Origin of the sequence: Lysobacter sp. Root494, from assembly GCF_001427225.1 — a bacterium.
Taxonomy (GTDB): Bacteria; Pseudomonadota; Gammaproteobacteria; order Xanthomonadales; family Xanthomonadaceae; genus Agrilutibacter.
Map to the genome: position 1 here is coordinate 197,929 of NZ_LMFH01000005.1, position 20,975 is coordinate 218,903.

The window sequence follows — 20,975 nt, forward strand, 5'->3', positions numbered from 1 at the left end:
CCGTGTTCGCAGCTTGGACGCCCGGGATGCGGATGCACATCCGGAAAGCCCCCTATCGGAGGCGGGGGAAAACCCCCGGCACATGTGGCGCGGTCCGCGGCATGCGGACGCGGGGTTCAGTCCAGCAGGCCCTTGCGCAGGGCGAAGCGGACGAGTTCGGCGGTATTGCGCACGCCGACCTTGTCCAGCACGCGGGCGCGATGGTTCTCCGCGGTCTTGGCGCTGATGTCCAGGATCCGGGCGATTTCCTTGGTCGTCCTGCCTTCGGCGATGAGGTGGAAAACCTCACGCTCGCGCTTGGTCAGGCGCCCGTAGGGATCGTCGACCTGCCGCTCGGGGTTGCGCAGTTGTTCGGCGAGGATGCGCGATGCCTGAGGACCGAAGTAGCCGCGTCCGTCGCGCAGGCTCTGGATCGCGGCAATGAGTTCGGAGCTCGCGCTGTCCTTCACGAGGTAGCCGGAGGCGCCGGCGCGTACGAGCTGCAATACGTACTCGTCTTCGCTGTGCATGGTCAGTACCAGCACGCGCGTCTCCGGCAGCGCTTCGCGCAGGCGGCGCACGACCTCGATGCCGTTGAGGTGGGGCATCGAGATATCGGTGATGACGATGTCCGGTCGCGTGGCGAGTGCCTTCTCAATGGTTTCCAGGCCGTCGGATGCCTGTGCGACCACGTGGACGCCGGCTGCCGTCTGCAACAGACTGACCAGCGATTCCCGGACCAGCGTGTGGTCGTCGGCAATCAGGACGCGGACGGTATTGAGATTCCCCATATGCAGCTAACGTGCGCGCCGCAGGCTGTTGCCGTCAAGCCGCAGCGCTCCGGCCGCGCCGGTGTCAGGTCAGGGGTACGACTGCGCGCAGTCGTGAACCCTCCCCGGGGGCCGAATGCAGTTCCAGTTGGCCGTCGTAGAGACGAAGACGCTCGCGCATTCCGCCCAGACCGCCCCCGCCGGCGCGCTGCGCCTGTTCGGGTTCGAACCCTTGCCCGTCGTCGGCGATCTGCAGTTGCAGCAGCGCACCGCGCGCGACCAGGCGGATCAGTGCGCTGCGGGCATGGGCATGTCTGGCGATGTTGTTCAACGCCTCCTGTGCCACGCGGAAGAGCAGCGTCTGCAGGTCGCTGTCGAGCGCCGGCAGCGTGCCGATGTCGACGCTGATCTCCAGGCCACTGGCTTCGCCCTGGGTCCGTGCCAGCCAGCGCAGGGCCGCTTCCAGGCCGAGGTCGTCCAGAATGGCGGGGCGCAACAGGCGCGACAGCTGGCGCGTGTCTTCAAGCGTATCGCCGCACAGCGCGATCGTGGCTTCGAGTGCATTGCGTGCATCGCGCGAATCCGCCGGCAGCATCGATGCGATCGTCGCAAGGCGATGCTTGATCGCAGTGAGGTTCTGGCCGACGCCGTCATGCAGGTCGCGCGCGAGGCGGCGGCGTTCGTCTTCCTGCACGCGCCACACCGCGCGGCCCAGCCGGCGGAATTCGCTCTCGTTGCGTTGCAGGCGATCGAGCAGGTCCTGGTATTGCTGCCGCAGTGAGTCGAGGTCGTTCATTGCGCGGCGCAGTGCAGTGAGGACAGGTTTTTGACTTCGTTCGCAGCATCGAAGCCTGCCTCGAGTGCAGGCGGAACGTGTGAGCGCAGCGCGGAAAGCGATTCGCAGGCGCGATCGGCGGCGCTTCGGGACGTGTCGTGGCCTGCAAGCTCCATGGCGGCGAGGGCATGGATGCGGAACGCACGGCCGTAATCACCGCGGCGCAGCAGGGGTGCAGTGCTTCGATAGAGGTCCGAAGCGGACGTCTTTCCGCGCGAGGTGCCATTCGCCTCCAGCATCGCCTCCACCCATTCCAGGCGCAGCGGAACGTGTCCGAGCGCGGCTGTCGGCGCATCCAGTACGGAAGGATCGCCCGTGCCGTGGATCGCGACGCGAAGTTGCAGCTGGCGGATGCCTGAAGCGGAGGCGAACTGCCGCGCCTGTGCATGGGACCTGCTCGCAGCAGCGGTGTCCCCCCCGCGCGCTGCAAGCATGGATTCCAGCAATGCCGCGATCCCGCGCTGTTCGCTCGACGATTGCGCGACGGCGCCGGCGAGACCCGTCAGCGCCTTGCGCGCATCGGTGTCGGCATGTACGGCCATCAATGCCTGCACACGCAGCAGGCCGGCGTCGGCGCGGCCGCGCTGATCGTCGCGTTCGTGGAACAGCGCCTCGGCCTTTGCCGCCTGTGCGATGGCGTTGTCGATATGGCCCTGCTGCAGGTCGAGTTCGGCGAGGTTGCGGCGACTCACCGCGGCTTCCTCGAGCATCTGCTGCTGTTCGGCGGATCTGAGCGAGGCCTCCAGCTGCCGGCGCGCTTCGTTCCATTGTCCACGCGCGATCGCAAGCAGGCCGAGGTTCTGCTGCGTGCGGATCTTTCCGGTTTCGTCGCCAAGCCCGACGAACGCCGCGGCGGCCTGCACCAGGTAAGCCTGTGCATCGTCATACGCGCCGAGCTGGTATTGGGCGAAACCAATGTCGTTGAGTGCCTGCGCCGTGCCGGATTTTTCACCGAGCTGCTGCCAGGTCTGCAACGCGCGGCGGAAGTGGGCGAGGGCGGCAGGATAGTCGCCGCGCTCTTCCGCAAGGATGCCCTGTTCGTTCTCGACCGCGGCAAGGCCCGCCTGGTCGCCAAGCGCTGCGTGCAACTCGCCGGCCTGCTTCAGCGTGCTTGCGGCTTCATCGAAACGCCCGCGCTGGCTGAGGATATTGCCGAGGTTGCGCAGGCTCGTGGCCAGCCCGCGCTGATTGCCGACGACGCGTCGCAATTCCACCGCTTCGCGATACTGCTTTTCCGCTTCGGTGGTCTGGCCCAGGCGCGCATAGCCGATGCCGAGGGCATTCGTAGTTTCAGCCTGGCCATAGCGATTGCCGCTGCGCTTGTAGAGCACCAGGGCGCGCACGAGGTAATCGTCGACGGCCCGCTGCGCCTGTCCGGCAAGAATCGAGAACTTGCCCAGTTCGAACCATGCGCGTGCATCGTTCGGGTCGCGTGCGACGAGTTTCTGCAATGCATCGATGGCGCCCTTGAAGCCGCCGCCTGCGCCGAGCGAGCGTGCGTAACCGAGTTCGGCGAAGGTGTCGTCCGGCGTTTCCGCGAGGCGCGCACGCCATTCGGCGGCCGCTGCGGGCGGATCGCCATCCAGCAGCGCGCGATCGGCACGGAAGCGGCGCTGCAGATATGGAGAGGAACGCGCTGCACGCAATCCGTGTTCGATCGCATCGTAGGCGTTGTCCATTTCGCCGATCGCCTGCGCGGTATCGGCCAGCAGCAGCCATGCCAGGGCGAAATCGGGTGCGTCGTCCGTCACCTTCCGCAATTGTTCGACCGCCTGTACCGGAGCGCTGTGCTGGCGTGCGAGCAGGGCGTTGCCGAATCCGTCCAGCAGCGACTGCATGCAGGCCGGCATGTGATCGGCGTCCGTGTTGCCACATTGCGGAAATTCGAAGGGAATGGCCTGCCTTGCTCCGATCGAAGTGGCGAAGGCAGGTGCCTTCATCAGCGCGGCGAAGGCCGACAACGGGTCTTTTGCTTCGACCGTCAGTTCGGGTTGCGCGTTGCCATTGGCGCGCAGGGAAGCCTTTGCCTGCCAGCCCTTCGCCAATGGCTGCAGATGGACCTGCAATACACGATCGGCGCCCACGACCCGCTGCACGGAAGCGGCATCGGGCATGACGGTGCCGGATGGATCGAGTTGTGCCAGGGCCTGCAGCGTGCGTTCGCCGTCGACGACGGCGACGCCGGGCACGTCGTAGAGGGTCCTCCGCAGCAACGATGCGAGTGCCGCCGCGCGTGCTTCGCTCACTGAATCCGCGGGCGCAGCCACTGGCATGACCAGCAGCCGATGCAGCGGCGCGATGTTGGCAACGCCTGCGGGCGGCGGCGTCGGGTGCGTATAACGCCATGCCGCAAAGCCGCCAGCCGCCAGGATCGCGACCGCAACAGCGGCCGCCAGGACCTGCATGCGGCCAGGCCTGAAATCCCGCGGCACCTCATGCGTGTCGATCGCGCGGACCACGGCGTCGGCACTCTGCAGCCGATGCGAAGGTTGCACGCGCAAGAGGCGATCGGTAAGGCGAGCGAGCCACGCGGGCGTCTGCGGCTTCACCTGCGTCACCGGCGCAGGCGAGCGCAGCATGCGTTGCGCGAGGATTTCGCTGAGCGTGCCGCCCTGGAACGGCATCGCGCCGGTCAGCATTTCGTAGAGGATCAGGCCAAGCGCATAAAGATCGCTGCGCGCGTCGACCGGCTCGCCTCGTGCCTGTTCCGGCGAAAGATAGTCGGGCGTGCCGACGACCGCGCCCGATTGCGTGAGTCCATGGCTTGCGAGGGAGCGCGCGACGCCGAAATCGCTGATGTACGCGCTGCCCTCGCGATCGATCAGCACGTTGGCCGGCTTCAGGTCGCGGTGGATCACGCCGCGTGCATGCGCGGCCGCGAGCCCTTCGGCGAGTTGTCGGGTGATGCGCGCGGCCACGTCGGGCGCCATCGCACCTTCGCGGTCGAGACGGCGATCGAGGCCTTCGCCGTCGATGTAATCCATGCTGATCAGCCATTGCCCGTCGTGCTGGGCAAGGTCGTGGATCCGGACTACGCGCGGACTCGATACCTGCCGCGCCATCAGCAGTTCCTGGCGGAAACGCTCGAAAGCGTCGGCGCGCGCGGCGAGTTCAGGACGCAAGAGCTTCAGAGCGACCGGAACATCCAGCGCAAGGTCCGTAGCGCGATACACCACGCCCATGCCACCGATGCCGAGCACGGCCTCGATACGGAAACGCCCGGCTACAACGGTGCCGGGCGCGAGTTGTTGCTGGGCGTAGAGGCCGGTGGCGGTCGGTGCTGTCACGGCGAAGCCCCCGAGGCAGCGGCATCGGCCTGGCTGCCCACGATCGTCTGCCAGCGCGGCGCATCATCGATCGAGCGCATCGCGCGTTGGGCGAGCAGGTAAAGCGTCGCGCTCTCGGCGAACGCCGCGAGCAGTTCGAGATCGAAGCTGGTGATCGGTTCACCCTGATCCCCGGGAGCGTTGCGCCGGTCCGCGTACACGGCGCCGAAGACCTCTCGTCCGTCCGATAGCGGCAGGCACACCAGCGTCGTGATGCCACCCGCGATCACCGAGCCGCGCGACGCCAGCCAGGCTTCGCTGCCGATATCGTTGACTACCAGCGGCCTGCCGCTCGTCAATGCCCGCTGTACGGCACTTACGCTGCCCGAAAAAGCACGCGAGCCGATTTCGTCGGCATCCATGTCGAGACTGGCCTGTACGGTGAAGTCGCCGATCCCCGGATCGGTCAGTAACAGGAAACCCCGGCTGCACCCGGCCAGTTCGACCACGCCATTGAGCACGCGCGCCGGCAGGGATTCGCGCTGGGTCTCGCCGTGCACCCGCCTCGTGAGCAGTTGCGAGAGTTCCCGTCGTTGCGAAAGGCGCTCCCGCATCGCGGCGGCCTGCTGCGCATTGAAGCAACTGAAGTCGCAGAAGCTGTCGCCCAGGCGCAGCCAGCAGTGGTCTGGAAGCGGGTGGTCGCTGATGGCGATGCCGTCGACGAAACTGCCGTTCTTGCTTCCGAGGTCGCGCAGGTGCCAGCGCTCGCCCTCGCGATACAGCTCGGCGTGCTGGCGGGAAACGGAAGGATGGTCGATGACGAGATCGCAGTCCGCATCACGGCCTACGCGCAGCCGTTCGCCGGGTTGCAACCATCGGCTTACGGCAGCGGCGTCGGGTGGATACGCAATCAGACGGGCCTGCATGGCCGCATCTTAGCGTGCGTGAATGATTTCCCCAGGCCCCAGGGAAGCCGGGCCGGACCGCAAATCGGCCGGGCCGTGCCATTCGCTCCAGACGTGTTGTCCGGAGCGCCTACTGACCGAAGTCGCGCAGGTAGGCGACGCTGAAGCCCAGCGAGTTGATACCCGCGACCAGCTGGCCAGCCTGGTTTTCGACATCGCGGGTCGCGCGCCACTCGTTGGCGATGAACTGGCCAGCCCGATCCTGCACGCGGCTGCGGAAGTCGTCGATGGCTTCGATGGCGCCGGCATGGTCGGCGTCGTCGATTGCGGCTTCGGCCTGGTTCAGCGCGGCATTGAGCGGCCCGCGTTCGTTGATCGGCAACGCATCGATCTGCGTGCGCAGCAAGGCAATCTTCTCGTCGATTACCGAGCTGGTACTGCGCAGGTCGACCAGGATCAGGAACTGCGAGAACCCGCCATAAGTAGTGCGAGCGCGCACGCTGCCCTGGGCGATTTCATCCGTCACATCGTGGAACGCGCCACCGAGCGGCGCCTTGAACACGCGGAAGGAACTGCCGACAGAGTACGGCAGTGCATGCGTGTGGATTTCCATGCGACCGGTACCGCGGAAGCTCAGGCCACCGGTCGCCGGTGGCTCGATGGTAAGCATCATGGGCAGCGCGGACGTCAGCGTGGTGAGCGTCGAGCCGGGCAGGCGTGCGAGCAGCGCGGGATCGGATACGTCGACGATCCGTGCGGAAGCACCGAGGCTGGCCGGACTCAATCCGGTCGCATCCTGGAAATCGAGGCTGACCTCGGCGATCGGACTCGACGAGGCACCGATGGAGATGTCCGCGTGGTTGCCGGCCGCCGTGACCGAAACGGGCAGGGTAGCGGAAGAAGACGGGGCGACTTGTGCGATCGCGAACGGTGCGCAGGCAAGCAGGACCAGGGCGGAGAGTGAGCGGACGATCCGGGGAAAACGATTCGAGCCAGCATTCATGGGAAACAACTCCGTCTACGATCATCCCAACGATCCGACTCCTTTCGTCTCGTTCGCGGCACGATGCCGCACGTTTCTGGATAGCCAACACGGCGCAGCTTACGTGGGCCGCCGCCCATGGTCTGTAGGGGTTTTCACTTAGCTTGAGCAGCCGTTCAGCGGTTGGATCCCGCCTCATCGGTGCGGGCCACGACGGCGCAAGGCATCGTGTGGAGAGCGTGACAGGGCCGTCAATGCCCTGTGATGGCGAGACAGGATGGGGTTTTTCCCTCTCGCTTCATGGTGGCTTATCCCGATGTGCGAAGCCGGGTAATGAGCAAACGATACGGGAGGGCTCCCATCCCGGGAGCGTTCCGGAGAAATTCCGCCATGCCGCATCGCGCTTTCCATCATCACCGCAGCCTCAGGATGAGTGCCCTGGCCGCCGGCCTTCTTGCCAGCGGCATTGCTCTGGCCGACGCCCATCTCGATCCTGCGCTGTTGTCGAAGCTGCAGGCGGCCGGGTCCGCAGACGAACTGCAGATCGTCATCAGCTACCAGCAATCGGTTCCGGTGACGCCGGGCCAGGTCGCGGCGCTGAAGTCGCTCGGCATCGACAAGGGCGTCACCATGCGCAGCTTGCCGATCGCCGGTGCGCTCGCCACCCCCACGGAGATCCGCGCGCTGGCGCAACGCGACGACGTGGCTTCGATCTACTTCAACGCACCGCTGCGCTACTACAACCAGGAAGCACGCGAGATCACCAGCGTCGCGCGCGCCCAGGCCAATCCCGGCGACTACAACCGCGCGCTGCCGTTCAGTGGCAAGGGCGTCACGGTGCTGGTCAACGACTCCGGCGTTGATGCCACGCACGAAGACCTGAAGTTCGGCGAGCACGTCGTGCAGAACGTGCTCGGTGCGCAGAACATCCTCGCCGAACTTGCGACCGAATTCGCGCCGGGTATCGTGCCGGTCACCTATCTGGAAGGTGTTCCCAATACCGATCTGGGTTCCGGACACGGCACGCATTGCGCCGGCATCGTCGGCGGCACCGGCGAGCGTTCCAACGGCCTGTATCGTGGCGTCGCTCCCGGCGCCGACATCGTGGGTTATGGCTCGGGCGCGGTGCTGCTCGTGCTCGACGCCGTCGGTGGTCTCGATTACGCCGCGACCAACCAGTTCAGCTATCGCAATACCATCCGCGTCACCAGCAACTCGTGGGGCAGTTCCGGTCCGTTCGATCCGAGCAATCCGGTCAACATCGCGACTTATGAGCTGTACAAGCGCGGCATCGTCAGCGTCTTCGCCGCCGGCAACGACGGTCCGGGCGAAGACACGCACAACCCGTACGCGCAGGCGCCGTGGGTGATCTCGGTCGGCGCGGGCGAGAAGGACGGTGTGCTCACCAGCTTCTCTTCGCGCGGCAAGCGCGGTGAATCCGGCAGCTTCACGATGTCCGACGGACGCACCTGGACCTACGTCAACGAACCCACCGTGGTCGGACCCGGCGTCGACATCGTGTCCACGCGCGATCCGCTGGGCGCATTGCCGCCGCTGGAAGCGCAACACGACGCAGAAACGCTGCCCGCCCAATACCTGCCGTTCTACACGCACATGAGCGGCACCTCGATGGCGACGCCGCACGTCGCCGGCATCGTGGCCCTGATGCTCGAAGCCAATCCGAACCTCACGCCCGCGCAGGTAAGCGACATCCTCAAGCGCACCTCGACCAACATGACCGGCCGCCTGGCATGGGAAGCCGGCGCGGGCCACGTCAACGCATACGCCGCGCTCGCTGAAGCTTCGGGCACGCGTAGCGGTTGGGGCGCGACGGTCAATTCGTTGCTGACGTTCAACAGCAATGCGTTGCTCGTCGCCGGTCCTCCGAACCTGCCTTTCTCGGTCGACTTCATGCCCGTCGGCACGTTGCAGGACTTCACTTTCGAAGTCGGCAGCGATATCGCCTGGGTCGCGGCGCGCGCGGTGATCGGCGAGAACACGCTCGCGATCGCGCTGGTCGATCCGGACGGCAACCGTTACGGGTCCGCGATTGCACTGCCCGTGCTCGGCGACACCGTCACCACCGGCGCCCCCGGCAAGCCAGGCACATGGAGGCTGCAGGTGCGCGGCGTTGGCAGTGTTTCCGGCGTTGCGCTGGATCCGCTGAAAGTCAGCAACGGCTACGGACTGCCGGGCACCGTCACCGGTGACATCAGTTTCCTCAAGAGCGGCGGCTACACCGGCATGGGCGATGTCGGTAATCATCCGGCGCGCCAGGCGATCGAGTTTGCCGTCGCGAACCGCCTGGTGGACGGTTACAGCGACAAGCAGTTCCGTCCCGACCAGATCCTGCGCCGCAGCGAGATGGCGCGTTACGTGGTGATGGGGGCGAACGTGCGCCAGTCGCTTCCGTTCAACGGCAAGCCCAGCTTCACCGATCTGTCGGCGAGCGATCCGGCGTATCCGTTCGCCGAAGCTGCGATTGGCAAGGGCGCACCGCTGCGCGACCTGAGCAATTCGCACGACGGTGTGATGGGCCTGCTCAATGGCCAGTTCCGGCCGGGCGACTACGTGACCCGCGTGAGCCTCGCGTACTCGCTGGTGCAGGCGATGGGGCTGCAGAACGAGGCGCGTTCCTTCAGCGGCGACCTCACCGCGTTCTACGAAGGCCGGCGCATTCCGCTCGAAGATGCAGGCGCGATCCCGGCCAGCCTGCGCGGCTATGTCCAGTTCGCACTCGACCAGGGCCTGATCAATGCCCGTTTCACCGTGACCCAGGGGCGATACGACCTGCAGCCCACGCTGCACGCGTACTTCGATCCGGCCAGGACGGTGACGCGTGCCGCCTACGCGGTCGCCGCAGGGCGTTATCTCTCCGCGTACCGCGCGGCGGAAGACTGAGGGAATCGTGCCCGACATGGTCCGGTAAATGCCGGGCCATGTTCTTCCAGGCCTGGAAAAACAAAAGCCCGCAAATTCTGCGGGCTTTTTTTCTTGAACAATGGTGGCCGGGGAGGGAATCGAACCCCCGACACGGGGATTTTCAATCCCCTGCTCTACCAACTGAGCTACCCGGCCGGATCACAAGCCGGTGGTGCGGCCGTGAAAGAAGCGAAATGATACGGGCCGGCCGCGCCTCTGGCAAGCCGGATCGGCGCTGAACGTGAAATCCCGCGGGCCTTCCGGGCATTTCCGCGCGGCGCATGATGGCGAAAACCCACATGCCGTCAGGCAGGAGCCCGTAATGAAATTCCTGCAAATCACGTTCGGCGCGCTTGTGACTGGCGCGCTCTCGTTGACCGCCTGCGCTACCGACCGCATGACCGACAACGAGAAGCTCGCCCTCTATCGCGCCCATGCGGCAGCACCAGTGCAGAGCTTCCGTTACCTCAACCGCATCGACGGCTGGACGCCACTCGGCGATTCGGCGGTTGCGATCTGGACCCGCCCCAACGAGGCCTATCTGCTCGAAGTCGACAGCCCCTGTCCCGACCTCGACTTCGCGCAGGCCATAGGTCTGACCAGCCAGTTCGGCATCGTGTATTCGCGATTCGACAAGGTGATCCCGCGCACGGGTACGGGTGGTCCCGAACCGATGCCGTGCCACATCCGGCAGATCCGGCCGCTCGACGTGAAGGCGCTCAAGTCGGCCGAGAAGGACATTCGCCGTCAGCGCGAGGAAGCCAGTGGCTGAGCTGCGCTAATCCGCCGGCGGCACGTAGCCGGCGGGCTTCTCTGCATTGCGGCCGAAGAGGAATTTCTGCATCTCGCCTTCGAGGAAGGCGCGGTGTTCCGGGTTCATCGGCGAGAGGCGGTTCTCGTTGATCAGCATGGTCTGGTGCGCGAGCCACTTCGCCCACGCGGTCCTGCCGATGTTCGCGAACACGCGCTTGCCCAGCTCACCGGGCCACGGCACGAAGTCGAGGCCTTCGGTTTCGCGTTGTTCGTATTCGCAGAAAACGGTTCGGGCCATCGTCAGGATTCCAGGAGCTTGCGGATCGGGGCGGGAATGCCGAGCGAAGCGAATTCGCCCCGCGCGACCCAGCGCAGGTCGTCATTGTCGCCGACGCGATCGCGCAATGCGACGCCGCGCAGGCGCAGCGGCTGCAGGCGCAGCTTGTAGTGACTGAAAGCGTGATCGATGGCGGGCAGTGACTCGGCTTCATTGAAGTCGCCGTGTAGTTGCTGCTCGAACCACGCGCGCGAGGAATCCGCGTCGTCCGCCTGCGGCAATGTCCAGAGGGATGCCCAGATGCCTGTCGCAGGGCGGCGCTGCATCAGGACTTCACCGTCCGCATTGGCCAGCCACAGTACGCAGGCATGCTTCTGCGGCGCGACCTTGCCTGGCTTTGGTGTCGGCAAATCGGCGATGCAGCCTTCGCGGCGAGCCACGCAATCGTCCTGCAGAGGGCACAGCACGCACGCGGGATCGCTGCGCGTGCACAGCGTTGCACCGAGATCCATCTGCGCCTGCGTGTAGTCGGCCATGCGCGTGGCGGGCAGGTGCGCTTCGGCGAGCGACCACAAGCGCTTCTCCACCGCGGGCAATCCGGGATAGCCCGCGATGCCGTGGTAACGGGTAAGCAAGCGCTTCACGTTGCCGTCGAGGATCGCGTGGCGATCGCCCCATGCCTGCGACAGGATCGCCGCGGCAGTGCTCCGGCCGATGCCGGGCAATGCAGTCAGTTCATCGATATCGCGCGGCAGCTCGCCATCATGCATTTCTACGCAACGCTGCGCGGCTGCCTGCAGGTTGCGGGCGCGGGCGTAGTAGCCGAGGCCCGACCACAGTGCCATCACGTCGTCGCGCGAAGCGGATGCCAGTGCGGTAAGCGCGGGCAACGCCGCGACGAAGCGCTCGAAGTAGGGAATGACGGTTTTGACCTGCGTCTGCTGCAGCATGATTTCCGACAGCCACACCCGGTACGGCGTGCGCGGATGCTGCCAGGGCAGGTCGTGGCGCCCGCTGACGTCGAACCAGCTCAGCAGGCGCGGCGCGAAGGTCTCCGCGCCAGATTGCGTCGCAGCCGTCATCCGTTGCCGGCGGAGCCGCTGCCAAGAGCGTCCGGCAACAGCGCGTCGACGAAGGCCTCGGCATCGAACACGCGCAGGTCTTCCGGGCGTTCGCCGATGCCGGCGTAGCGGATCGGGATGCCGAACTCGCGGGCGAGCGCGAACACCACGCCGCCCTTCGCCGTGCCATCGAGCTTGGTGACGACCAGGCCTGTTACGCCGACCGCGGCATGGAACTGGCGCAGTTGCGACAGCGCGTTCTGGCCGGTCGTGCCGTCGATCACCATCAGCACCTCGTGTGGCGCGTCCGGATCCAGCTTCTGGATCACGCGCTTGATCTTGCCGAGCTCGGCCATCAGGCCCTGCTGCGTATGCAGGCGGCCCGCGGTGTCGGCGATCAGGACTTCGATGCCGCGTGCTTTCGCGGCCTGCAGCGCGTCGAAGGCGACCGAAGCCGCATCCGCGTTCTGCCCCTGCGCAACCACGGGCACACCGTTGCGCTCGCCCCATGCCTGCAATTGCGCGACGGCGGCGGCGCGAAAGGTGTCGCCCGCAGCGAGCATCAACGGACGGCCTTCGTCCTTGAAACGGCGCGCGAGCTTGCCGATCGTGGTGGTCTTGCCAACGCCGTTGACGCCCACGGTGAGCAGCACGAAGGGTTTTGCGTTGCGATCGATCTGCAATGGTTGCGCGACCGCGTGCAGCATTTCGATCAGGTCGCCGCGCAGCGCCGCGAGCAGGGCATTGGCATCGGCGAACTCGCGCGCCTTCATGCGACTGCGCAGGTCTTCCACCAACTGTGTAGTTGCGGTGACGCCGACGTCGGCCATCAGCAACGCGGTTTCGATTTCGTCGAGCAGGTCGTCGTCGAGGCGCGGATTGCGCGAGAACAGCCCGCCGATCGTGCGCGCGAACGTGCTGCTGCGCAGGCGGTCGCGCCAGCCCTTCTTGCCGGGTGCCGCCGCTGGTGCCGTGATTGCTTCTTCGGCGGGCGGAGCCGAAGGTTCCACTTCCATGGCAGCCGCGATGATTTCGGCAGGAACCGGCTCCGGTTCGCGCGGCATCTCCTGAGCCGGAGCCGGCACTTCCTGCGCACCCGCTTCGACAGGCGGTGGAGCGCCTTCGGGCACGCGCGGATCGTTGGGCGTCGCGGGCGAGGCCTCGGGCTTCTTGCGTCGGAAAAAATTGAGCATCGCGAAGGGGAGGTCGGAGTGCGCGAGAATGCACACATGATAGCCGCCCCGCCTGGTGTAGCCCGATGAATCGCCCGCGTCCGCCCGCACATGCAGTACCGGGCAAGGTCCGCATCATCGGTGGGCGCTGGCGCGGCACGCGGCTGGATGTGCCCGACGCGCCCGGGTTGCGCCCGACCAGCGACCGCGTGCGCGAAACCCTGTTCAACTGGCTGCAGCCGATGCTGCCAGGCGCGCGCGTCCTCGATCTGTTTGCCGGATCGGGTGCGCTGGGGCTCGAGGCGCTCTCGCGCGGCGCCCGTGCGGCCGTGCTGGTCGAACGTGACGCGAAACCGGCGGCTGCATTGCGCGCGACCACCGCGCGGCTGCAGGGTGGCGACGCCGCAGCGGTGGTGCAGGCGGATGCGATGGCATGGCTGCACCAGCAGCCGGACAACGGCTTCGACCTGGCGTTCGTGGATCCGCCGTTCGATGCGAATTTCTGGGGCGGCGTACTGCCCGTCCTGACGCGAAAGCTGGCGGCCGATGCGTGGTTGTACGTCGAATCGTCGCCGGAAGCCGAAGCCACGCCACCGCCGGAATGGGCGCTGCATCGCGAAGGCCACACCCGCGAGGTCCGTTACGCCCTCTACCGGCGCCGTCCGCGGGACACGACTGATACACTGCCGCCCGACCCGGCCGGCGATGCCTGACGCCATCCACGAGCGAACGAACTGCGAATGACCGCCGCCCGTAACCGCATTGCCGTCTATCCCGGCACCTTCGATCCGATCACCAACGGCCATGTCGACCTCGTCGATCGCGCCGCGCCGCTGTTCGAGCGGATGATCATCGGCGTGGCGGCCAGTCCCGGCAAGGGTCCGGCCCTGCCGCTCGATCTTCGCGTGAAATTGGCGAGCGATGCCGTCGCCCACCACGCCAACGTCGAAGTGCGCGGCTTCTCCGGCCTGCTCGCGCATTTCGTCGCCGAAGTCGGCGGCGGCGTGCTGATGCGCGGCCTGCGCGCGGTATCCGACTTCGAATACGAGTTCCAGCTGGCGAGCATGAACCGCCATCTGATTCCCGAGGTGGAAACGATCTTCCTCACGCCGGCCGAACAGTACGGCTTCATTTCCTCATCGCTGGTCCGCGAGATCGCCCGCCTCGGCGGTGATGTCTCCGGCTTCGTGCCGCCAGCGGTGGCCTCCGCGTTGCAGGCGCAGTGGCAACGCAACAACGACGCTTGATCCGATAGCCGTACCACGCAGATAAACCACGTACTACAGGACTGGGGGAACACCCGATGAAGATTTCGACCCGACTGCTGCTCGCCGCCTGCCTCATGCTGCCCCTGCTGGGCGCATGCAAGAAGGAGGAAGCCGCCCAGGAAACCGCCAAGGCCCCGGTCGCCGTGCCGGCTGTCGCCACCGACGAAAACGCCTGGAATGCCTACCTGACCGACGTCGTCACCCGCAACCTCGACAACGCGACGAGCACCTACGTCTACACGCTGCCGGCGGAAACCGCCGCCGACTTCCAGGGTGCCTACGACCGCCAGCTCGAGAAGGCGGAAATGGACATGTCGCGTGGCGGCGTGGAAGGCACGCTGCTCGCGTTCGGCGGCCCGAATTCGGCCAAGAGCGCGGATCTCGCCGTTGCGGCCTTCGCGAAGACGGCGCCGGGCACCATGAAGGGCGTCAAGGTGCTCTTCATCGGCGACCAGGCCGACAGCGATCGCGTGAAGGCGGCGGTCGAGCCGACGGGTGCAAGCTACAAGTTCGTCGAAGTGAAATGATGTTCCGGGTTCGCGCCCGCCATGCGGGCGCGAACCAATTGATGTGAGTGATGTGGTAACCCAATGGCGCTGAAGATCAACGAACTCTGCGTCAACTGCGATGTCTGCGAGCCCGCGTGCCCGAACCAGGCGATTTCGCAGGGCGAAACCATCTACGTGATCGATCCCGCGCGCTGCACCGAATGCGTGGGCCATTTCGACGAGCCGCAGTGCGTCGTCGTCTGTCCGGTCGAATGCATCGACCCGGACGCCGATTTCCCCGAATCCAACGAGCAGCTGCTGGCCAAGCTCGCGCGCCTGCAGGCGCAGGGCTGATGCAGCTGTCTCGCGTCCATCCCGCGAAGGAGTAGCCCGATCGTGAGCAAGCCGTTGCGTGCGTTGCTGTTGGCCCTGGTGTTGCCGTTTGCAGCGGCAGGCGCATCCGCCGCCCAGGCGAGCGATACATCCTCCGCGCAGATACGCACGCATCCGCCTGGCACTGCCATCGCGAGCGGACATGCACTGGCAACAAAGGCAGGCATGGACATCATCCGCGCGGGTGGCAACGCGTTCGACGCCGCGGTTGCAGTCTCGGCCACGTTGTCGGTGGTTGAGCCGATCAGTTCCGGCATTGGCGGTGGCGGCTTCTTCCTGTTGCACGATGCGAAGACCGGCAAGGACATCTTCGTCGACGCGCGCGAAACCGCACCCGCTTCCGCGACACCGGCCGCCTACCTGGACGAGAAGGGCGAACTCAATCGCGACCGCGCCACCAACGGGCCGTGGTCGGCGGGCATTCCCGGATTGCCGGCAGCACTGGTGCATCTCGCGCAGAACTACGGCCGGCTGCCGCTGAAGACCACGCTCGCACCGGCGATTCGCCTCGCGCGCGAAGGCTTCGAGATCTATCCGCGTCTCGAAAGGGGCTATGCAAGCCGGCGCGCGGTGATGGAGCGCTATCGCGGCACGCGTGCCGTTTTCCTCGCCGACGGAACACCGCCAATGACCGGCGAGATCCTCAGGCAGCCGGAACTCGCGCGCACGATCGAACTCATCGCGGAAAAGGGCTTCGACGGCTTCTATCGCGGTGAAACGGCGAAGAAGCTTCTTGCCGCGGTGAAAGAAGAAGGCGGCAAGTGGCGCATCGATGAGCTCACCGGTTACCAGGTCAAGGAACGCGAGCCGCTGCGCTTCCGCTATCGCGACTGGGACATCACGACTGCACCGCCGCCGTCTTCGGGCGGCGTGGCCCTGGCGGAAATGCTGCAGATCCTCGAAGGCTGGGACCTGTCGAAACTCGACGAAGCCCATCGCCATCACGTGATCGTCGAGGCGATGCGCCGCGCGTATCGCGATCGCACCATCTATCTCGGCGATCCAGATTTCGTGAAGGTGCCGATGCGGCGCCTGATGAGCCTCGACTATGCCGCCGGCCTGCGCGCGACCATCCATCCGGAGAAAGCCACGCCCAGCGAGTTGTTGCCGGGCGTGCCGGCACCGCTGGAAGACGACGAAACCACGCACTACTCGATCATCGATGCGGACGGCAACCGCGTGTCCGCGACGCAGACGGTGAACCTGCTGTACGGCTCGGGCTTGGTCGCGCCCGGCACCGGCGTCCTGCTCAACAACGAGATGGACGATTTCGCCTTGCGGCCCGGCACTCCCAACGCCTTCGGCGTGATGGGCTTTGCCGCCAATGCACCCGAAGCGGGCAAGCGAATGCTCAGTTCGATGACGCCGAGCTTCATCGAGTCGAAGGACAGGATTGCGGTGCTCGGTGCACCGGGCGGAAGCCGCATCATCACCGAAGTGCTGGTGGGGATCCTCGGTTATGACGAAGGCCTCAACGCGCAGCAGGTCGCGGCATTGCCGCGGTTCCACCATCAGTGGATGCCCGATGCAATTTCCGCGGAGAAGGGTGCGATCGGTCCTGCAGCCGTGTCCGCGTTGGAGGCGATGGGCCACACCGTGAACGCGGCGGAATCGCCATGGGGCAACCTCCAGACGGTGTCCTGGAACAAGCGCACCAACACGCTCGAAGGCGGCACCGATCCGCGCAATCCGGTCGGCAGCGCCGAGGTCGTCGACTCCCGCATTCCCTGATTCGCACTACCGCAATACGGCGTACATTCCGCCGTACAGCCATCGGCGCGATAATCGCATCGTGTCCTTATTGGAACAGCGGCAATGAAACTGTGGTCCCTGCTCGGCAACAGCCAGAAGCTCGACGGCGGCGCGATGTTCGGCAATGCCCCACGCGCGATGTGGGAGAAGTGGTCGCCGCCGGATGCGCAGAACCGCATCGATCTCGCCTGCCGCGCATTGCTGGCGACGCCCGTCGCCGGCAAGACCGTGCTGTTCGAGTCGGGGATCGGCGCTTTCTTCGAACCGAAGCTGCGTGAGCGCTACGGCGTCAACGAGGATCGCCACGTGCTCCTGGATTCGCTGGCGGCCGCCGGCTTCAGGCCGGAGGACATCGACGTCGTGGTCCTGTCGCACCTGCACTTCGATCATGCCGGTGGCGTGCTCGCGAAGTGGGAAGAAGGAACCTCGCCCAGCCTCGTATTCCCCAACGCAAGCTACATCGTCGGCCGCGAACACTGGGAGCGCGCGCTGCATCCGCATCCGCGCGACCGGGCGAGCTTCATTCCGGAACTTCCGGCATTGCTGGAGGGCACCGGTCGCCTCGAACTCGTCGAAGGCGCACATTCGAAGACGCTCGGCAACGCCGTGCGATTCCATTACAGCGATGGCCATACGCCAGGCCTGATGCTGTCGGAAATCGTCGGTCCTGAAATGGTGGATGGGGAGCCGCATGGTGGCGTCGTGTTCTGCGCGGACCTGATACCCGGGCGCCCGTGGGTGCACGTGCCGATCACGATGGGTTACGACCGCAATGCCGAGCTACTGATCGACGAGAAGAAGCAGTTCCTCGAAGACAAGCTCGCACGCAACGTGCATCTGTTCTTCACCCACGATCCGGGCTGCGCGCTTGCCCAGGTCGTACGCGATGAAAAGGGCAAGTTCGCCACAGCGCACGAAGTCGCCGAGCTGCATGCGAGGGCTTTGGCCGCGTGAACGCTTCCACTGTCATTCCGAGCACAGCGAAGGACCTGCTCTTGCTTTTCAAGCAAGCAGGAAGCAGATCCTTCGCTGCGCCTGGGATGACACTCGTTCTGCTGCTGGCCTCAACTGCCGCTATCGCGCAGACGGAACCGGAAGGTTTTCCCGATCCCGGCGCGCCGCTCGTCGATCCAGACTTCAAGGTACGCACGCGCCAGTTCGGCCTCGACCGCCGCGTGGAGATGTACCAATGGCGCCTGGGCGAAAACGGTTACGAGCGCGCGTGGCACGGGGCGTCGATCGATTCCGCTGGCTTCGATTCCGAGCACGCCAATCCATCGAAGCTGCCGATCGAAAATCGCCGCTGGTGGGCGGAAAACCCGACGCTGGATGGTGCTCCGCTCGACCAGGCGGTGTTGCGCAGTCTTGGCGAATGGCGCGTGCTTCAGCCGAATTTTTCGCGTCTTCCCGCGAATCTCGCGGCTTCGTTCCAGCCGGAAGGCGAGGGGCTGGGTAGTGCGGAGAACCCGCTCGACCCGGAGGTCGGCGACGTGCGCGTGAGCTGGCGCGAGCTGGTGCTGCCGCCACTCACGGGAAAGGTGATCCAGCGCAGCGGTACGTGGGTGCTGGCGAAGGATCCCGAAGACGCCAGTAACGCCGATACGACAGAAACACCGGCGAATGCGAAACCCGAGCACGCACAGCGCGTGTGGCCTTTCTTCGCGGGGGGATTGCTGGTGATTGCGGCGCTAGTGGTTGCCGTGCAGCGTCGCCGGAGGCGGCATTCGCACTGAAGTGCGATTCCCCGTCGCGGTTATTCGTGCCGCGTGCCGAAGATCTTGTCGCCCGCGTCGCCGAGTCCCGGCAGGATGTAACCAACTTCGTTGAGGCGCGCGTCGATCGCGGCGGTATACACCTCGACATCCGGATGCCTGGTTTCGAGCGCACGCAGGCCTTCGGGCGCGGCGACGAGAAAGAGTCCCTTGATGCGCTTGCAGCCTGCCGCCTTGAGCATGTCGATCGTCGCGATCAGCGTGCCGCCCGTGGCGAGCATCGGATCGAGGATGAGCGCGGTGCGTTCGTCCATGCGGCCGGTGAGCTTTTCGTAGTAGCCGGTCGGCTGCAGCGTGCGTTCGTCGCGCTGCAGGCCGACGACGCCGACCTTCGCGGCGGGGATCAGTTCGAGCACGCCGGGCAGCATGCCGAGGCCGGCGCGCAGGATCGGTACCAAGGTCACCTTCGCCCCCTTGATCCGCTGTGTCGAAACGGGGCCGGCCCAGCCTTCGATGACCACTTCCTCGGTTTCCAGGTCGGAGGTGGCTTCGTAGGTCAGCAGGGTGGCGACTTCGGAAGCGAGCTCGCGGAATTCCTTGGTGCTGATGCCGGCGACGCGCATCAGGCCGAGCTTGTGCTTCACCAGCGGGTGGTGGACTTCGACGATTTTCATGCGTGCATGCCGATGGAAACGTGCGCAGAGCTTACCGCTGTCGACTTGGCTGTTTCGCCTTATGGAGCGAAGTTCGCTGAGCTGCCTCTGCTTCGGGTTGCGGATGTCCAGACAAACAAAAGGCCGGATGGACCGGCCTTCTGGAGCGTCATCGGGGGAAATGACGTGCTCTTGATCGATGGTCTCGTTACGCAGCGGCTGCCTGCTGCGCGCGCGGTCCTTCCTTCAGGGCGCGGGCGACCATGCCGACCAGCAGGTCGATCTCCTCGCTGGTGATGGTGAAGGTCGGGGTGAAGCGCAACGAATTGACGCCGCCGTGGATCACGCCGATGCCGTGCTCGCGCAGCCACTCTTCGGTCGAGTTCGCGCCGTAGCACTTGAACTCGTTGGACAGTTCGCACGAAAACAGCAGGCCCGTGCCCTGGACCCTGGTGATCATGCCGCCGAGTTCCGACTTCAGCTTTTCGAGCTTTTCCGTGGCTTCCTTGCCCTTGGCGCGGATGTTCTCGCGCAGCGCCGGCGTGACCTGGCTGAGCACCGCAACGGCGACATCGAGCGCGCGCGGGTTGCTGGTCATGGTGTTGCCGTACAGGCCCTTCCGGTAGATCTCGCCGGCGCGCCCGCTCACGGCGAGCACGGAGAGCGGGTACTGGCCTGCGTTGAGCGCCTTGGAATAGGTTTCCATGTCCGGCGGCTCGACGGCTTCGAAGCCGGGGTAATCGATGATCGATAGCACGCCATTCGCGCGCAGGCCGGCCTGGATCGAATCGACGAGCAGCAGTGAGCCGTGCGTCTTCGTCAGTTCGCGCGCGGCGTTGTAGAACGCGACCGGCACGCTGCGGCCCGGGTCGCCTTCACCCATCACTGGCTCGAGGAACATCGCTTCGATGAACCAGCCGTTCGCATCAGCGTCGGCGAAGGCCTTCTTCAGTGCTTCGATGTCGTAGGGCTCGACGGTCAGCACGGTGTCTTCGCCGCGGAAGCTGGCGAGGTACTGCACGTACGTCTTGCGCGAGGAATCCGAATACAGCGCGGGACGTTCGGTGCGGCCGTGGAAGCTGCCCTTCACGACGAGGCGCTTGATCGTGCGTCCTGCGTGAGGCGCGCCCGGATCGGTCATCGTCTTCGCGTTCGCATCGGCGATGCGCGAAGCGAGCGAGACGGATTCGGAACCAGAGTTCAGGCACAGGAACTTGTCGTAAGGACAGCCACCGCGCGTGACGCCGATGGCGGAGCGGATCGCCTTCTCGAAACGGAGCTGCGACAGCGAAGGCGTCATGATGTTGGCCATCGCCTGCGGCTTGGCCATCGCCTCGATCACCGCCTTGGGCGTGTGGCCGAAGCCGAGCATCCCGTAGCCGCCAGAGTCGTGCAGCACGGCGCCCTTCAGCGTGACCACCCACGGGCCGCGGGCGGCGAGGGCGACGTAGGGGTTCACGCCGTCGTCGGCATAGAAGTTGACATAGCCCGCCTGCACGGCGCGCAGCTGCGCGTCTTCGTCCAGCTCGAGCAGGTCGGCGAACTCGCTCTTCACGGCTTCGTACTCGGCCGCGGCGACATCGATGGCTTCAGCCAGCTCCGGGTGCGAAGCGGCGAACTTCGCGATGACGGCGTCGTCCAGGCCGATGGTGCGGCGCTTGCCGCCATGGGCGCGCAGGGGCATGAGCTTGTCGGTCGCGGCCATCGTTTTCTCCTGGGCAAAGGTCCGAGCGAACTATTATCGCGATAATTTCGTCGATCGGTAGTGCGGATTTGGACGAAATATG

Annotated in this window: 19 protein-coding genes and 1 tRNA gene; 9 read left to right on the plus strand and 11 right to left on the minus strand. The window is 65.8% G+C overall.

What is annotated here, in order from left to right; all coding sequences use genetic code 11:
- Positions 1 to 116: 116 nt before the first annotated feature.
- The 5 genes from ASD14_RS04215 to ASD14_RS04235 all read right to left on the minus strand — a co-directional run bounded on the left by ASD14_RS04215 (position 117) and on the right by ASD14_RS04235 (position 6,758).
- A complete protein-coding gene (locus ASD14_RS04215; RefSeq protein ID WP_056129468.1) occupies positions 117 to 770 on the minus strand; it encodes a response regulator transcription factor in 654 nt (217 codons plus the stop codon).
- A gap of 64 nt (positions 771 to 834) precedes the next feature.
- Positions 835 to 1,545 carry a sensor histidine kinase gene (locus ASD14_RS04220; protein WP_056129469.1) on the minus strand — a complete coding sequence of 237 codons (711 nt, stop codon included), beginning with the start codon at positions 1,543 to 1,545 and terminating at the stop codon, positions 835 to 837.
- Positions 1,542 to 4,871, minus strand: a complete 3,330-nt coding sequence (locus ASD14_RS04225) for a serine/threonine-protein kinase (RefSeq protein WP_056129471.1) — start codon at positions 4,869 to 4,871, stop codon at positions 1,542 to 1,544. Before ASD14_RS04225 ends, ASD14_RS04220 begins: the two co-directional genes overlap by 4 nt.
- The gene (locus ASD14_RS04230; protein ID WP_056129473.1) at positions 4,868 to 5,776 is read right to left on the minus strand and encodes an FHA domain-containing protein; all 909 of its coding nucleotides are present in this window, start codon (positions 5,774 to 5,776) and stop codon (positions 4,868 to 4,870) included. Before ASD14_RS04230 ends, ASD14_RS04225 begins: the two co-directional genes overlap by 4 nt.
- Before the next feature lie 109 nt (positions 5,777 to 5,885).
- A complete protein-coding gene (locus ASD14_RS04235) occupies positions 5,886 to 6,758 on the minus strand; it encodes a DUF6689 family protein (protein ID WP_056129486.1) in 873 nt (290 codons plus the stop codon).
- Between the two features lie 408 nt (positions 6,759 to 7,166).
- Between ASD14_RS04235 and ASD14_RS04240 the strand changes: the two genes are divergently transcribed.
- Complete coding sequence (locus ASD14_RS04240; protein WP_235565307.1) at positions 7,167 to 9,638, plus strand: S8 family serine peptidase; 2,472 nt, start codon at positions 7,167 to 7,169, stop codon at positions 9,636 to 9,638.
- A gap of 101 nt (positions 9,639 to 9,739) precedes the next feature.
- Here ASD14_RS04240 and ASD14_RS04245 read toward each other — a convergent pair.
- A tRNA-Phe gene (locus tag ASD14_RS04245) sits at positions 9,740 to 9,815 on the minus strand.
- 166 nt (positions 9,816 to 9,981) lie between these two features.
- Here ASD14_RS04245 and ASD14_RS04250 point away from each other — a divergent pair.
- Complete coding sequence (locus ASD14_RS04250) at positions 9,982 to 10,431, plus strand: DUF6491 family protein (RefSeq protein ID WP_056129488.1); 450 nt, start codon at positions 9,982 to 9,984, stop codon at positions 10,429 to 10,431.
- Positions 10,432 to 10,437: 6 nt separating this feature from the next.
- Here the strand turns inward: ASD14_RS04250 and ASD14_RS04255 are convergent, their stop codons facing one another.
- From ASD14_RS04255 to ftsY, 3 genes are read right to left on the minus strand one after another with little or no spacing between them, the layout of a single operon-like run.
- A complete protein-coding gene (locus tag ASD14_RS04255) occupies positions 10,438 to 10,710 on the minus strand; it encodes an oxidative damage protection protein (protein ID WP_056129491.1) in 273 nt (90 codons plus the stop codon).
- Between the two features lie 2 nt (positions 10,711 to 10,712).
- Positions 10,713 to 11,771, minus strand: coding sequence for an A/G-specific adenine glycosylase (gene mutY, locus ASD14_RS04260; protein ID WP_056129492.1), 1,059 nt, complete (start codon positions 11,769 to 11,771; stop codon positions 10,713 to 10,715).
- Positions 11,768 to 12,943 (minus strand): signal recognition particle-docking protein FtsY, encoded by a 1,176-nt coding sequence (gene ftsY / locus ASD14_RS04265; protein ID WP_056129494.1) that lies wholly within the window; start codon positions 12,941 to 12,943, stop codon positions 11,768 to 11,770. Before ftsY ends, mutY begins: the two co-directional genes overlap by 4 nt.
- Positions 12,944 to 13,008: 65 nt before the next feature.
- Between ftsY and rsmD the strand changes: the two genes are divergently transcribed.
- From rsmD to ASD14_RS04300, 7 genes are all read left to right on the plus strand, one after another.
- The gene (gene rsmD, locus ASD14_RS04270) at positions 13,009 to 13,635 is read left to right on the plus strand and encodes a 16S rRNA (guanine(966)-N(2))-methyltransferase RsmD (protein WP_056129499.1); all 627 of its coding nucleotides are present in this window, start codon (positions 13,009 to 13,011) and stop codon (positions 13,633 to 13,635) included.
- Positions 13,636 to 13,662: 27 nt separating this feature from the next.
- Positions 13,663 to 14,169 carry a pantetheine-phosphate adenylyltransferase gene (coaD, locus tag ASD14_RS04275; protein WP_056129501.1) on the plus strand — a complete coding sequence of 169 codons (507 nt, stop codon included), beginning with the start codon at positions 13,663 to 13,665 and terminating at the stop codon, positions 14,167 to 14,169.
- A gap of 56 nt (positions 14,170 to 14,225) precedes the next feature.
- A complete protein-coding gene (locus ASD14_RS04280) occupies positions 14,226 to 14,717 on the plus strand; it encodes a hypothetical protein (RefSeq protein WP_056129503.1) in 492 nt (163 codons plus the stop codon).
- Positions 14,718 to 14,780: 63 nt separating this feature from the next.
- Complete coding sequence (locus ASD14_RS04285; RefSeq protein ID WP_056129506.1) at positions 14,781 to 15,032, plus strand: YfhL family 4Fe-4S dicluster ferredoxin; 252 nt, start codon at positions 14,781 to 14,783, stop codon at positions 15,030 to 15,032.
- A gap of 42 nt (positions 15,033 to 15,074) precedes the next feature.
- A complete protein-coding gene (ggt, locus tag ASD14_RS04290; RefSeq protein ID WP_235565308.1) occupies positions 15,075 to 16,802 on the plus strand; it encodes a gamma-glutamyltransferase in 1,728 nt (575 codons plus the stop codon).
- Positions 16,803 to 16,886: 84 nt separating this feature from the next.
- Positions 16,887 to 17,777, plus strand: a complete 891-nt coding sequence (locus tag ASD14_RS04295) for an MBL fold metallo-hydrolase (protein WP_056129507.1) — start codon at positions 16,887 to 16,889, stop codon at positions 17,775 to 17,777.
- Positions 17,778 to 17,863: 86 nt separating this feature from the next.
- Complete coding sequence (locus tag ASD14_RS04300; protein ID WP_056129509.1) at positions 17,864 to 18,556, plus strand: TMEM43 family protein; 693 nt, start codon at positions 17,864 to 17,866, stop codon at positions 18,554 to 18,556.
- Between the two features lie 20 nt (positions 18,557 to 18,576).
- On the opposite strand, the gene upp is transcribed toward ASD14_RS04300, so the two are convergent.
- Both upp and ASD14_RS04310 read right to left on the minus strand, forming a co-directional pair.
- Positions 18,577 to 19,209, minus strand: coding sequence for a uracil phosphoribosyltransferase (upp, locus tag ASD14_RS04305; protein WP_056129510.1), 633 nt, complete (start codon positions 19,207 to 19,209; stop codon positions 18,577 to 18,579).
- Between the two features lie 187 nt (positions 19,210 to 19,396).
- The gene (locus ASD14_RS04310) at positions 19,397 to 20,893 is read right to left on the minus strand and encodes an aminotransferase class III-fold pyridoxal phosphate-dependent enzyme (RefSeq protein WP_056129519.1); all 1,497 of its coding nucleotides are present in this window, start codon (positions 20,891 to 20,893) and stop codon (positions 19,397 to 19,399) included.
- Positions 20,894 to 20,975 lie beyond the last annotated feature (82 nt).

Coding starts and splice junctions, on each gene's coding strand:
- rsmD (WP_056129499.1), top strand. CDS start 13,009: ATGAATCGCCCGCGTCCGCCCGCACATGCAGTACCGGGCAAGGTCCGC.
- mutY (WP_056129492.1), bottom strand. CDS start 11,771: ATGACGGCTGCGACGCAATCTGGCGCGGAGACCTTCGCGCCGCGCCTG.
- coaD (WP_056129501.1), top strand. CDS start 13,663: ATGACCGCCGCCCGTAACCGCATTGCCGTCTATCCCGGCACCTTCGAT.
- ASD14_RS04215 (WP_056129468.1), bottom strand. CDS start 770: ATGGGGAATCTCAATACCGTCCGCGTCCTGATTGCCGACGACCACACG.
- ASD14_RS04240 (WP_235565307.1), top strand. CDS start 7,167: ATGAGTGCCCTGGCCGCCGGCCTTCTTGCCAGCGGCATTGCTCTGGCC.
- ASD14_RS04300 (WP_056129509.1), top strand. CDS start 17,864: ATGACACTCGTTCTGCTGCTGGCCTCAACTGCCGCTATCGCGCAGACG.
- ASD14_RS04295 (WP_056129507.1), top strand. CDS start 16,887: ATGAAACTGTGGTCCCTGCTCGGCAACAGCCAGAAGCTCGACGGCGGC.
- ASD14_RS04230 (WP_056129473.1), bottom strand. CDS start 5,776: ATGCAGGCCCGTCTGATTGCGTATCCACCCGACGCCGCTGCCGTAAGC.
- ASD14_RS04280 (WP_056129503.1), top strand. CDS start 14,226: ATGAAGATTTCGACCCGACTGCTGCTCGCCGCCTGCCTCATGCTGCCC.
- ASD14_RS04235 (WP_056129486.1), bottom strand. CDS start 6,758: ATGAATGCTGGCTCGAATCGTTTTCCCCGGATCGTCCGCTCACTCTCC.
- ftsY (WP_056129494.1), bottom strand. CDS start 12,943: ATGCTCAATTTTTTCCGACGCAAGAAGCCCGAGGCCTCGCCCGCGACG.
- ASD14_RS04310 (WP_056129519.1), bottom strand. CDS start 20,893: ATGGCCGCGACCGACAAGCTCATGCCCCTGCGCGCCCATGGCGGCAAG.
- upp (WP_056129510.1), bottom strand. CDS start 19,209: ATGAAAATCGTCGAAGTCCACCACCCGCTGGTGAAGCACAAGCTCGGC.
- ASD14_RS04220 (WP_056129469.1), bottom strand. CDS start 1,545: ATGAACGACCTCGACTCACTGCGGCAGCAATACCAGGACCTGCTCGAT.
- ASD14_RS04255 (WP_056129491.1), bottom strand. CDS start 10,710: ATGGCCCGAACCGTTTTCTGCGAATACGAACAACGCGAAACCGAAGGC.
- ASD14_RS04285 (WP_056129506.1), top strand. CDS start 14,781: ATGGCGCTGAAGATCAACGAACTCTGCGTCAACTGCGATGTCTGCGAG.
- ASD14_RS04250 (WP_056129488.1), top strand. CDS start 9,982: ATGAAATTCCTGCAAATCACGTTCGGCGCGCTTGTGACTGGCGCGCTC.